Here is a 12,458-nt window from a genome sequence, read left to right on the forward strand (position 1 = left end):
TGCGTCGCCCGATCCGCCGCCCGACCCGCCTGCGTCGCCCGATCCGCCGCCCGACCCGCCTGCGTCGCCCGCCCCGCCGCCCGAGCCGCCGCCGGACGTCCCGTTCCCGGGAGGCGCCTCGCCCGCCGGGCCCTCGACGCGTCCTCCGGCCATCATCGACCAGTCCGGCCCCCGGTTCGCCCGCCCGCCCGGGACCGTCGGCAGCGCCCCCACGTCCGGCCCCGGGGCCTCCCGCTCCGCGGGCGGCGTCAGCCCGCAGAGATCGCAGAAGCCGTCCGCCTGGACGGTCCCGGAGCAGTCGGGCTGGGCGCAGGGCGACGGCGTACTGGGCGGCTGGCTTGCGGTCATCCGCGGGTTCCCGTCTCGCTCTCGCACGCCCGGATGGCGCGCTGGTACTCGGCGACGGCGGCGGTCGCCGCGCGCAGGTCACAGGGGGCCGTCCACAGCAGGTCCCGCGCCCGGTCGTGCAGGACCGACAGCCCCGCCTCCTCGGCGAGACCGAGGCGCCCGGCCTTCGCCTGGTACGCCTGGAGCCGGCCGCGCAGCTCCGACCGGCGGTCGAGCAGCCCCGAGCTGAGCGCGTGATCGGCCTGGACGCGGTCCAGCGCCGTCGCGACCGCCCGGTCCAGCTCCGCCGACCGGACGGCCAGCTCCCGCCACCGGCTCTCGGCGCACAGCGTCGCGAGCGCGGCCAGCCGGTCCCGGAGCCCCGCGGACGGCTCGACCGGGTCCGGCAGGCCCGGCGAGTCGATCTTGGTGAGGACGGTCTCCCGGGACGTCCACGCCGCCCGCTCGGCCTCGGCGACCCCGTCGATCGCCGCGGTCAGCCGGTCGACGAGGGCGGTGTGCCCGTCCCGCGCCGCGACCGCGTCCGCCAGCTCCACGCGGACCCGGTCGAGCGCGGCGCGCAGGACCTCCAGCCGCGAGGTGTCCGCCTTAGCCTCGCTGCCCGAGCCCGTGACCAGCGACAACGGATCGGTCCGGACGGTCCGTCCGAGCGCGGTCAGCTCCCGGCCGATGCGGTCGAGCTCCGGATGCCGGACGCCGTCCAGCTCGTGCGCGACGCGCGCGGCGTCCCGCCAGCCGTCCTCCACCTCGTCCAGGGGCAGGAGCAGGGCCGTCCAGGCGTTGTCGGCCGCGACCACCACGGCCGCCGCCTCCTCGTAGGCGTCCGACATCAGCCGGACGGCCTCGTCGAGCGACACGCGCCTGCGGTCCGGCCCGAGCAGCGACCGCTGGTCGAGCGGGACCTCGCCGTCCGGAAGATCGACCGACGGCCCCGTCAGCATCCCCGAGAGGATCAGCAGCGCGTCGGCGTCCGGACGGGACGACTCGCCGCGCAGCGCGGACGCCTGGTCCAGCACCCGGCTGTAGGCGTCGAACAGCTTCCACAGCGTCGCGGCCCGGCGCTGCGCCTCGTCCCAGCGCCGCCAGGTCTCCCCGGTCAGCCGCGCGCCCTTCAGAAGCCTCGACCCCGCGTGCGCGTCCAGATCGAGAAGCGCCGACGAGATCCTCTCCGCGTCCGCGCGCAGCTGGGCGAGGGCGTGGTCGACGCCCTCGCGGCTCATGGGCGCCGCCCCGGTCCCGCTCACGTTCACCTCGGCCCCGTGTCCCTGCCCGTCCTCGCACCGGCACCGTCTCGGCACCGGACGCACCCGACACCGTCTTCGATTCGCGCCGCGGCCCGCGGGTTCCCGACCCGCGCTCCGGCCGCCGTCCGTCCAGGATCGGGCCTCCGCCTTCCGTTCAGTGTGATCCGGGGCACTTTCCGGCACAAGCGCGTTCGCCGCTCCCGACATTCCGGGAGCTTCGCGAGTCACCTGGGTGAAGCAGGAGGAAATCGGGATACGTCCGCCGCGCCGCGCCGTCCGGGGCGGCCCCGCTGGCCGCCTTCGGCCACCTCAGAGCGGTCGCGTCCGTTAGCAAAAACACACAGAGTCACGGCAGGACGACTTGTGCGCGGGGAACGTCGTGGTGTGAAGTGACGTTCTGTAGATGACGTCTCCCCGCGGGGGACGTGGGCTGAGCAGTCGATCGAGAGGAGTGAGTGTCCGCAGTGTCGGACCCCAGTCATAGACCCGGTGCACCGTGCTGACCGCCGCACTGGGCCTTTTCGCCGTCATCCTGCTCACCGCCGCGACGGGCTACTTCGTCGCCCAGGAGTTCGCGTTCGTCGCCGTCGACCGGGCCCGCCTCTCCGCGGCCGCCGACAACGGCGACCCCGCCGCACGCCGCGCCCTCAGGGTCGTCGGACGGCTCTCCTTCATGCTGTCCGGCGCGCAACTCGGCATCACCATGACCACCCTGGTGGTCGGGTTCATCGCCAAACCCGCCCTCGCCGGGCTGATCGAACCGCTGCTCCCGCCGGCCGGCGTCCCGTCCGGCGCGGTCGACGCGGTCGCGCTCGCCGCCGGGTTCGTCCTCGCCACGCTGATCCAGATGCTGCTGGGCGAGCTGTTCCCCAAGAACCTCGCGCTCGCCCGGGCCGAGGGCCTCGCCCGCGCGCTCGCCGGGTCCACGCTGGCCTACCTGACCGTGGCCGGGCCGCTGATCAGGCTGTTCGACCGGGCCGCGGAGAAGCTGCTGCGCGCCGTCGGCGTCGAGCCCGTCGAGGAACTGCACAGCGGCGCGACCCTGGAGGAGCTCGGCGACATCATCGACCGCTCCGCCGGGGCCGGGCACCTGCCCGCCGACCTGTCCCGCCTCCTCGACCGCGCGCTGTCGTTCGGCGACCGGACGGCCGACGAGGTCATGGTGCCGCGCCCGCAGGTCCGGTCGCTCGCCTCGGACGCCACGGTCGCCGAGCTGATCACCCTGATCCGGGAGAACGGCAACTCCAACTACCCGGTCTACGGCCAGGACATGGACGACGTCATCGGCGTCGTCGGCGCCCGCGAGGCCGCGGCCGAGCGGCTCGCGCCGTCCACGCCGGTGTCGGCGATCGCCCGTCCCGCGCTCATGATCCCCGGCAGCCAGCCGCTGTACGGGGTGATCGACCGGATGCGCGAGGCGGGCGAGGAGTTCGCCTGCGTCGTCGACGAGTACGGCGGCCTCGCCGGGATCCTCACCTTCGAGGACGTCGCGGAGGAGCTCGTCGGCGAGATCACCGACGAGAACGACGCCCGCGAGGAGGCCCCGGTCGGCTCCGCCGACGGCTCCTGGCTGCTGGACGCCGGGCTCCGCGTCGACGAGATCGAGCTGACCACCGGCCTCGCCCTCCCCGAGGGCGACTCCTACGACACGGTCGGCGGCCTGGTCATGGCCGAGCTCCGCCGCCTCCCCCGGCCCGGCGACCGCCTGGTCGTCCCGCTGGGCGAGGACCCGGCCGAGCCCGACGGGCACGCCGAGATCGAGGTCGTCTCCGTCGCCCGCCGCGTGGCCCGCCACGTCCGCGTCCGTGCCCTGACCACCCCCGACGCCGTGAGCACGGCCGCGTCCGACGGGGCGACCGGGGATGCCGTGGGCCCGGCTGAGCGCGAGAACGTTCAGGTTCCGGCGCAGGGGCGGGCGGACGACGCGTCGCCGCCGTCCGCGGTGGCCGGGGACGACGAGGGCGCCATGGCGGCGTCCGGGGAGGGACCGTGGACCCGCTGACCTCGCTTCTGATCACGGTGCTGCTGCTGGTCGGGAACGGGTTCTTCGTGGCGGCCGAGTTCGCGCTCGTCGCCGCGCCCCGCCCGCAGCTGGAGCGCGCCGCCGCCCGCGGCAGCCGCCCGGCGGCCGCCGCGCTCGCCGGGACCCGGGAGCTGTCCCTGATGCTCGCCGGGGCCCAGTTCGGCATCACGATGTGCTCGCTGGGCCTCGCGATCGTCACCGAACCGGCGTTCGAGCACGTCCTGGAGCCGCCGCTGCACGCGCTCGGCGCCCCGGACGCGGTCGCCAAGACGATCGCGCTCGGCTTCGCGCTCGGGGTCGTGACGTTCCTGCACATGGTCATCGGCGAGATGGCCCCCAAGTCGTGGGCCATCGCGCATCCGCGCAGGTCGGCGCTGCTGCTGGCGCTGCCGTTCCGGGCGTTCGCGAAGGTGTCGCGGCCGGTGCTCGCGGCGCTCAACACGCTCACCAACGGGCTGCTGCGGCTCTGCCGGATCACCCCGCGCGACGAGCTGGACGCCCCGGCCGACGTCCGCTCGCTCGGCCACCTGGTCGGCGAGTCCCGGCGGCTCGGCCTGATCGGGCGGCACGACCACGAGCTGCTGCGCCGGGCGATCTCGGCGCGGGAGGTCACGGTCGCGCACCTGGTCGTCCCGGCCGCCGAGGTCGCCATGGTGCCGTCCGACGCGACGGCCGCGGACGTGCGGCGGGTCGCGACGGCGAGCGGGCACAACCGGCTGGTCGTCCTCGGCGCGGACGGCGCGGGCCCCGGCATCGTGCACGTCCGGGCCGCCGTCGCCGAGCCGGACGCCGGGCGCCGCGCCGCCGAGCTGGCGCACCCGGCGCCCGTCCTGACCGGCGCGACGACCGTCCTGTCGGCGGTGTCGCTGATGCGCCGCTCGCGGGCCCAGCTCGCCGTCGTCGGCGGGCCCGGCGAGGGCGACGCGATCGCCGGGATCGTCACCCTGGACGACCTGCTCGCCGAGCTCCTGGCCGCCAACCCGCACTAACGACCACGCATCCGCAGTCGCGACCCCGTCGCGGCTGCGGATGATGCGTTTCTGTCGAGGTGCTGCAACGGATTTCGTGGTCCATGGTGGGGTCATGGGCACCCAACACGGTCATGGCCATGGGCACGGCCACGGGCATCCGCATCCGCATCCGGGTGGGCGCGGGCTCCGGGGTCGGGTCGCGCATGTGGTCCGGCCGCACTCGCACGAGGCGGCGGACAAGGTGGACGCGGCGCTGGAGGCGAGCGCCGAGGGCATGCGGGCCCTGTGGATCTCGCTGCTGGCGCTGGCCGCGACGGCCGTCCTCCAGGCGGTGGTCGCCGTCCTCTCCGGGTCGGTCGCGCTGCTCGGCGACACGCTGCACAACGCGGCGGACGCGCTGACGGCCGTCCCGCTGGGGATCGCGTTCCTGCTCGGCCGCCGTCCGCCCACGCGGCGCTACACCTACGGGTTCGGGCGGGCCGAGGACCTCGCGGGCGTGGTGGTCGTCCTGGCGATCGCGGCGTCCTCGGCGGCGGCCGGGTACGCGGCGCTCCAGCGGCTCGCCCATCCCCAGGCCGTGACGCACCTGTGGACGGTCGCGGCGGCGGCCTTGATCGGCTTCGCCGGGAACGAACTGGTCGCCCGCCACCGGATCCGGGTCGGCCGCCGCATCGGGTCGGCCGCCCTCGTCGCGGACGGCCTGCACGCGCGCACCGACGGGTTCACGTCGCTGGCCGTCCTGCTGGGCGCGGCGGGCGCCGCCCTCGGCTGGACGTGGGCGGACCCGGTGGTCGGGCTGCTGATCACCGCCGCGATCCTGGCCGTCCTGTGGCAGGCGGCCCGCGAGGTGTGGCGGCGGCTCATGGACGCCGTCGACCCCGAGCTCGTCGCGACCGCCGAGCACGCGTTGCTGCACGTCCCGGGCGTTCTGGGGGTCGGGACCGTCCGGCTGCGGTGGATCGGGCACCGGCTGCGCGCCGAGTGCGACGTCCTCGTCGATCCGGGCTCCACGCTGGTCGCGGCGCACGACACGTCCGTCCGCGCCGAACACGCTCTGTTGCACGCCCTGCCCCGGCTGACCGGCGCCCTCGTCCACCCGGATCCGCAGCCGCGCGACGGTGTCGATCATCACGCGGTGCTCGCTCGGCACCGGAGCGCTCCCGGCCTGTGAGACGTTAGACATGGACGGAGAGGGAGAAAACCGGAGGGGACCGGTCCCCTCGCGGAGCGACCGGATACCGGGATGGCACAACGGTGGAGCAGGCTGTGGACGAGACGGAGCGGCTGCGCGAGCGGGTCGGCGAGCTGTGCGCGACGCTGACCGAGCGTTACGAGCGCCTGGAGGCCGAGCTGCTCGAGGCGGTCCCGCCGGAGGCCGAGCAGCCGCTGGGCTGGTCCGGGCGGATCGCGACGCTGCGCGTGTTCGCGATGCGCGAGCCGACCGACGACTGGACGGACCTGGCCCGCCTCATGGTCGAGCCGGAGACGCTCGACGAGCGCGTCGCGTCGATGATCGACCTGTCCGGCGAGGACGCCGGGGCCGCGGTCCGGCAGATCACCGACGCCCTGGACGGCCGCATCCTGCTGCTCGCGCCGTCCCGGGACGAGGCCGCCGAACTCCTGGAGGCGCTCGCCGGCCGGGAGCTCCCGCTGATGCTGGAGGAGGTCGTCCCGCCGCCGCCGTTCCGCCGCCGCGTGCACAACGGGACCGTCGAGTTCCGGTCGATGACCGAGAGCGCCACCGAGGCCCTGCGACCGGTGCCGGACGATCCGGACGTCACGGTCAGTGACCTCGGCACCCTGCGCCTGGAGGTGATCCCGGACGCCGTCGCCGACGCGCTGGACGGCACCCGGGCGGATCCGGTCCCGGCCGCGGAGAAGACCCGTCCCAACAAGATCGTCTCGGACGAGGCGCTCGCGTCCGCGGTCCCCGTGGCTCCTGAGGTCCCCGGGCCTGAGGAGGAGGCGGCGGCGGACGATCGTCCGGTGGAGGAGGTCGTCCGGCGGATCGTGGTCCGGCCCGTCGGGGGCGTGTGGCGGGAGGACTGGGAGCGCGAGCTCCGCGGGCTCCAGCTCGGCCTGCTGTGGCTGGAGCAGTGGCCCCGGGACGTCGCGACGGTCGAGCGGCTCGAGGTGGAGGGCGTCCAGCGGCGCGAGGAGCGGCGCGCCGACATCGCGGCGCTGGAGGCCGCGCTCGTCGACCGCCGCGCCGAGCTCGTGACCGCCGGGGAGGCCGTGACCGCCGCCGAGGCTGAGCGCGAGCGGACGGCCGCCGAGGAGGAGCAGGTCGCCGGGGAGGCCGTGGAGCCCCGGCAGGAGGCCGTCCGGCTCCGGGCCGAGGCGGACGGGATCGCGGCGAAGGCCGCCGAGGCCGCGGGCGTCGCGGACGAGGCGTACGCGCGCGTCACGGCCATCGACCAGCGGGCGTCCCAGGCCCAGTACGAGCTGAGCACGGCCAGGCAGCAGGAGCAGCAGCTGATCGCCGACCTCGCGCGGGCGCGCGAGGAACTGCCCGCCGCCCAGGCCGAGACCGAGCGGCTGGTGTCGGAGGACAGCACCGCCATGGCGGAGGGGCACGCGTCCTACTACCGCGTCCGGGCGGCGGAGTCGGCGGTCGCGGCCGTCCGGGGCAAGATGACGCTGACGCAGCGCCTGCACGTCGCGCCCGGCCCGCCCGAGCTGAAGCAGCTGCGCGCCGACCTGAAGGCCAAGGTGCAGCAGGCGGACGACGCGGTGAAGCGCGCGCACGAGACCAAGGAGGCGGCCGAGCGCGCCGCCCACCACCAGGCCGGACTCGAGCATTTCCTGGAGAACGGGGCCGAGCGGCTCGCGGCGGCCAAGCACGCGCAGGTGCGCCTCGCGGACGAGCTGACCCGCCTCGCCGAGGAACGCGAGGGCGCCGTCGAGACCCATCGCGAGCAGGCGCGGACCGCCGCCGAGGCCGCCGACCGGGCGACGCAGGCGGGGGCGTCGGCCCGCTACGCCGAGCAGACGGCCCGCGCCGCCGAGGAGCGCCTCGCCGTCGCCCGCACGGCGAGGGAGATCGCCGAGGCCGCGCTCGAACGGGCCGAGTCGGACGTCGCGTCGTCCACGAACCGGATCTCGCAGGGTGAGACGGCGCTGGCCGAGCGCCGGGCGAACACCGAGACCGAGAACGCCGAGGACGAGACCGACCTCGCCGTCGCCATCGAGGCCGAGGCCCGCTCGCGGGACCAGGTCGCGGCGATCAGCGGCGAGGACGAGCCGGACACCGGCGGCCTGCCGGACGTCCAGGCGCGCGCGATGACCCGGATCGAGGAGCTGACCGGCCTCCTCGCCGCGCTCGCCGACAGCCCGCACGACGCGGAGTCCGCCTTCGCGCGCACGCTCCTCGGCCGGGCCAGCGTCGTGGGCGGCTCTCCGTTCGCGATCTCGTCCGGCGACCCCGGGCAGTTCGACGAGCTGGTCGTCAGCGGCACCGAGCGCCTCGGCCCGGACGACCTGCTCATCGGCGCCACCCACGCCCGCCGCTGGACGCTCCTCACGACGCCCACCACCCCTGAGCCCGCCCCGGAGCCCGCGGCGAACCCTCTGGAGGAGACGGTCACCGACCCCGTCGAGGACACCGTCACGGACGCGCCGTCCGAGCCGACGTCGGTCCCCGAGGAGCATCCGCAGAACGACGCCCCGAAGCCGGATCCCGCGGACGAGACGGCCTGACACGGCGAAAGGAAAACCCGCGCGGCCCTGATCCGCAGGGCCCACGCGGGTTCTCTCATGCTTGAGGGGGCGGGGATCAGTCGTCGTCGTCACCCGGGATCAGGATGTGCAGGACCCAGCCGACGACGCCCACGACGATGGCGCCCCAGAAGGCGGGCCAGAAGCCTGCGACGTGGAACGGGAGGTCGAACCTGCCGGCCAGGAAGCTGGTCAGCAGCAGCAGCAGGGCGTTCACGACCAGGCCGATGAGGCCGAGGGTGAGGATGTAGAACGCGCACCCGAACGTCTTGATGATGGGCTTGAGGACGGCGTTCACCACGCCGAAGATCACCGCGACGCCGAGCAGCGTCAGCACCCGCCTCCCGGCCGTGTCGCCGGTGACGGTGATCCCGTGGACGAGCAGTTTCGCCACCCACAGCGCGGCCGCCGTGATCGCAACCTTGATGATGATTCGCACGGTTACGATCCTCCGTCCTGGGACACCTCGCGGTCATCCCTCCGCACGGCGATATCCAGGGCTCCCGTCTCGTCTCCTAGGACGACCCGGACCCCCATCAGTCGGCCCTGTCGAAGAACGGCGAGGCGGCGTCGATGCGCGGCCCGCCCGACCCGCCTGGTCCCCCCGGTCCAGCGGGGCCGCCTGGACGCGACGGCACGCCGCGTCCGCCGGTGCGGGTGGCGGCGGGCTCACGCGGCGGAACGGGCGTGGGACCGGTGCGTCCGCGAACGGGGCCGGCTCCCGCGGGCACGGGAACGGTGACGTCAGGGCGCCGCGCACCGGTACCCGGGTCCTTCCGGGGGGCGTTGTCGCGGGGACCGGCGTCGTCGTGGGGGCGGGGCCGGGGTGGGGCGGCGGGGGCGGCGCCTCGGCGGGCGCTGGCCAGCTGCTCCTGGAGCTCCTTCTTCTCCATCTCCAGGGTGGTCAGCGAGTCGCGCAGGTCGCGGCGGTTGGTCAGCATCCGGCCGAACCCGACCCACAGCATGATCATCGCGACGACGAACAGCGCGGCGGTGACCGCGCCGGCGAGGAAGACCTGCCAGACCGAGGTGATTCCGGGGACCTGCTGGTCGAACAGGGTCAGGTGCGCGGGGCCGGTGTCGAAGATGACGACCGCCACCGCGACGGCGACGACCGCCGCGGCGAGGATCAGTCCGAAGAACAGCATCTGGGCGTTCTCCTCTCCAGTAGCGGGGGGCTGCCCCGCCCTGTCTCCAGAGGCGGGGGTGCCCCGCCCTGTTTCCAGAAGCGGGGGGTGCCCCACCCTGCCAGAGTCGCCTGATTTATGCCTGTTTTCGACTAACAGTGCAGGTCAACCGGGTTCGCCCGTGCTCCGGAGGGGTAAAGATCGTCCGCGAACGCCCGCTGCCGCCGGCCGCTCACGGCCGGGAAGGAGGAGCCCCCAGATGACGACCCCGCAGGCCATCGTCTTCGACCTGGACGGAGTGCTGGTCGACTCCGAGCCCGTGTGGGAGGAGGTCCGCCGCGGCTATGTGGCCGACATGGGCGGCACCTGGCGTCCCGACACGCAGGACCGGCTCATGGGCATGAGCACCGACGAGTGGGCCGACTACCTGGCCGGTGACCTGATCGGCGGTGACGTCACGTCCGACCAGGTCGCCTACGAGGTCGTGGACCGGATGTCCCGCCGGTACGCCGTGGAGGTCCCGATCATGCCGGGCGCGGTCGAGGCCGTCCGGCGGATGGCGGACTTCCGGCCGCTCGGCCTCGCCAGTTCGTCGCCGCGCGCCCTGATCGACCTCGTGCTCGGCCGTCTCGGCATCGCGGGACTGTTCCGCACCACGGTCTCCACCGAGGAGGTCGACCTGGGCAAGCCCGCTCCGGACGGCTATCTCGCCGCCGCCGCGCGGCTGGAGGTCCCGGCCGGGGAGTGCGTGGCGATCGAGGACTCCAGCAACGGGCTGCGCTCGGCGCACGCGGCCGGGATGCGGGTCGTCGCCGTCCCGCATCCGCGCTATCCCCCGGCGGCGGACGCGGCGGCGCTCGCGACCCTGAAGATCAAGAGCCTGGACGAGCTGACCCCGGACGTCCTGACGGGTCTGGAGGGGCGCGCCTAGAGAGGTGTGGGGGTTATCCACAGGAGTGCCGGAAGGGCCTCGGCTGTCGGCGGGCGCTCATAGTATGAGCCGGTGGCTTCTCCCGAGGACGTTTCCCCTGAGGACGACGGGTTCCCGCCCCCGTACGACGATCACCTGAGCGAGGCCGACCTCGCCTTCGCCGACGCGTACGCCTACGGGGACGAGGGTTTCGTGCCCCCGGATCCCGAGGCGGACGGCGGGTACGGCCCCGCCGACCTGGGCGAGGTCCCTCCGCCGCGTCCCGAGTACGGGACGCCGATCGAAGTGCTGAACCGCGTCTTCGGGTACGACGCGTTCCGCGAGGGCCAGCAGGAGATCATCGAGCACGTCGCGAACGGCGGCGACGCGCTGGTCCTGATGCCGACCGGCGGCGGCAAGTCGCTGTGCTACCAGATCCCCGCGATGGTCCGGAAGGGCGTCGGCGTGGTGATCTCCCCGCTGATCGCCCTCATGCAGGACCAGGTCGACGCCCTCCAGGCCGCCGGCGTCCGGGCCGGGTTCCTCAACTCCACCCAGGACTTCGAGGAGCGCCGCGTCGTCGAGGCGCAGTTCGTCCAGGGCGATCTCGACCTGCTGTACCTGGCGCCCGAGCGGCTGCGCGTCCCGGCGACGGTCGAGCTGCTCGACCGGGGCACGGTCTCGCTGTTCGCGATCGACGAGGCGCACTGCGTGTCGCAGTGGGGGCACGACTTCCGGCCCGACTACCTCATGCTGTCCCACCTGCACGAACGCTGGCCGGACGTGCCGCGCATCGCGCTCACCGCGACCGCGACCCCGGCCACCCGGCAGGAGATCGCGACCCGGCTCAAGCTCACCGACGCCCGGCAGTTCGTCTCCTCCTTCGACCGGCCGAACATCCAGTACCGGATCGTCCCGAAGAACGACCCGAAGCGGCAGCTCCTCCAGCTGCTGAAGGCCGAGCACGACGGCGACGCGGGCATCGTCTACTGCATGTCCCGCGCGTCGGTGGAGAAGACGGCCGAGTTCCTCACCGAGAACGGCGTCGAGGCGGTCCCGTACCACGCGGGGCTCGACGCGTCCGTCCGCGCGGCCAACCAGTCCCGCTTCCTCCGCGAGGACGGCCTGGTCGTGTGCGCCACGATCGCGTTCGGCATGGGCATCGACAAGCCGGACGTCCGGTTCGTCGCGCATCTCGACCTGCCGAAGTCCGTCGAGGGCTACTACCAGGAGACCGGACGCGCCGGGCGCGACGGCCTGCCGTCCACCGCCTGGCTCGCCTACGGCCTCCAGGACGTCGTCAGCCAGCGCAAGTTCATCGACTCGTCCGACGGCGACGAGCAGCACCGGCGCCGCCAGGCGCTGCACCTCGACGCGATGCTCGCGCTGTGCGAGTCGGTCGAGTGCCGCCGCGTCCAGCTGCTGAACTACTTCGGCCAGCCGTCCGAGCCGTGCGGCAACTGCGACACCTGCCTGTCCCCCCCGGAGTCCTGGGACGGGACGGTCCCGGCGCAGAAGGTGCTGTCCACGGTGTTCCGGCTCGACCGCGAGCGGCGCCAGAAGTTCGGCGCGAGCCACATCGTCGACATCCTGGTCGGCAAGAAGAACGCGAAGGTCATCCAGTTCGACCACGACGCGCTGTCGGTGTTCGGCGTCGGTTCCGACCTGCGCGACGTGGAGTGGCGCGGGGTGATCCGGCAGTTGCTCGCGCAGGGCCTGCTGGCCGTCGAGAGCAACCACGGCACGCTCGTCCTGACCGAGGGCAGCTCGGCCGTGCTGCGTGGTGACCAGCGGGTCATGATGCGCCGCGAGCCGGAGCGCGCCCCCGCGAGGGCCGGCACCCGGTCGTCCCGGGAACGCAAGGCCGCCGTCGAGCTGTCCGCCGAGGCCACGCCGGTCTTCGAGCGGCTGCGCGCCTGGCGCGCGGCGACCGCGAAGGAGCAGGGCGTCCCGGCCTACGTGATCTTCCACGACGCGACCCTCCGCGAGATCGCCACGGCCGGCCCCGGTTCCCTGCTCGAGCTCGCCTCCGTCAGCGGCGTCGGCGAGAACAAGCTCGCCAAGTACGGCGACCAGCTCCTCGATGTCCTCTCCATGGAGGCCTGACCACGCGCTGAA

Annotated in this window: 9 protein-coding genes and 1 pseudogene; 6 read left to right on the forward strand and 4 right to left on the reverse strand. The window is 74.2% G+C overall.

Going from position 1 to position 12,458, the window contains the following annotated elements; translation table 11 throughout:
- Both EBO15_RS25550 and EBO15_RS25555 read right to left on the reverse strand, forming a co-directional pair.
- A pseudogene (locus EBO15_RS25550) lies at positions 1-348 on the reverse strand (hypothetical protein); the annotation flags it as partial.
- Positions 345-1,592 (reverse strand): hypothetical protein, encoded by a 1,248-nt coding sequence (locus EBO15_RS25555; RefSeq protein WP_233616429.1) that lies wholly within the window; start codon positions 1,590-1,592, stop codon positions 345-347. The pseudogene EBO15_RS25550 and the gene EBO15_RS25555, both read right to left, overlap by 4 nt.
- 496 nt (positions 1,593-2,088) lie before the next feature.
- Between EBO15_RS25555 and EBO15_RS25560 the strand changes: the two genes are divergently transcribed.
- The 4 genes from EBO15_RS25560 (at position 2,089) to EBO15_RS25575 (ending at position 8,285) form a co-directional block, all read left to right on the forward strand.
- Positions 2,089-3,594: a hemolysin family protein gene (locus tag EBO15_RS25560; RefSeq protein WP_122196989.1), complete on the forward strand. Its 1,506-nt coding sequence runs from the start codon at positions 2,089-2,091 to the stop codon at positions 3,592-3,594.
- Positions 3,582-4,604 carry a hemolysin family protein gene (locus tag EBO15_RS25565; RefSeq protein WP_122196990.1) on the forward strand — a complete coding sequence of 341 codons (1,023 nt, stop codon included), beginning with the start codon at positions 3,582-3,584 and terminating at the stop codon, positions 4,602-4,604. The genes EBO15_RS25560 and EBO15_RS25565 overlap by 13 nt, the downstream gene beginning before the upstream one ends.
- Before the next feature lie 187 nt (positions 4,605-4,791).
- On the forward strand, positions 4,792-5,757 hold the full coding sequence (locus EBO15_RS25570) for a cation diffusion facilitator family transporter (RefSeq protein ID WP_233616430.1): 966 nt from the start codon (positions 4,792-4,794) through the stop codon (positions 5,755-5,757).
- 95 nt (positions 5,758-5,852) lie between these two features.
- Positions 5,853-8,285: a coiled-coil domain-containing protein gene (locus tag EBO15_RS25575; RefSeq protein WP_122196992.1), complete on the forward strand. Its 2,433-nt coding sequence runs from the start codon at positions 5,853-5,855 to the stop codon at positions 8,283-8,285.
- A 76-nt stretch (positions 8,286-8,361) separates the two neighbouring features.
- Here EBO15_RS25575 and EBO15_RS25580 read toward each other — a convergent pair whose 3' ends face one another.
- Both EBO15_RS25580 and EBO15_RS25585 read right to left on the reverse strand, forming a co-directional pair.
- Complete coding sequence (locus EBO15_RS25580; protein ID WP_122196993.1) at positions 8,362-8,742, reverse strand: phage holin family protein; 381 nt, start codon at positions 8,740-8,742, stop codon at positions 8,362-8,364.
- A 97-nt stretch (positions 8,743-8,839) separates the two neighbouring features.
- On the reverse strand, positions 8,840-9,451 hold the full coding sequence (locus EBO15_RS25585) for a hypothetical protein (protein WP_122196994.1): 612 nt from the start codon (positions 9,449-9,451) through the stop codon (positions 8,840-8,842).
- 238 nt (positions 9,452-9,689) lie between these two features.
- On the opposite strand from EBO15_RS25585, the gene EBO15_RS25590 reads away from it, so the two are divergent.
- Both EBO15_RS25590 and recQ read left to right on the forward strand, forming a co-directional pair.
- On the forward strand, positions 9,690-10,361 hold the full coding sequence (locus EBO15_RS25590; RefSeq protein ID WP_122196995.1) for an HAD family hydrolase: 672 nt from the start codon (positions 9,690-9,692) through the stop codon (positions 10,359-10,361).
- A gap of 72 nt (positions 10,362-10,433) precedes the next feature.
- Positions 10,434-12,446: a DNA helicase RecQ gene (recQ, locus tag EBO15_RS25595; RefSeq protein WP_267898432.1), complete on the forward strand. Its 2,013-nt coding sequence runs from the start codon at positions 10,434-10,436 to the stop codon at positions 12,444-12,446.
- Positions 12,447-12,458 lie beyond the last annotated feature (12 nt).

This window comes from Actinomadura harenae, assembly GCF_003696215.1.
Lineage (GTDB): Bacteria > Actinomycetota > Actinomycetes > Streptosporangiales > Streptosporangiaceae > Spirillospora > Spirillospora harenae.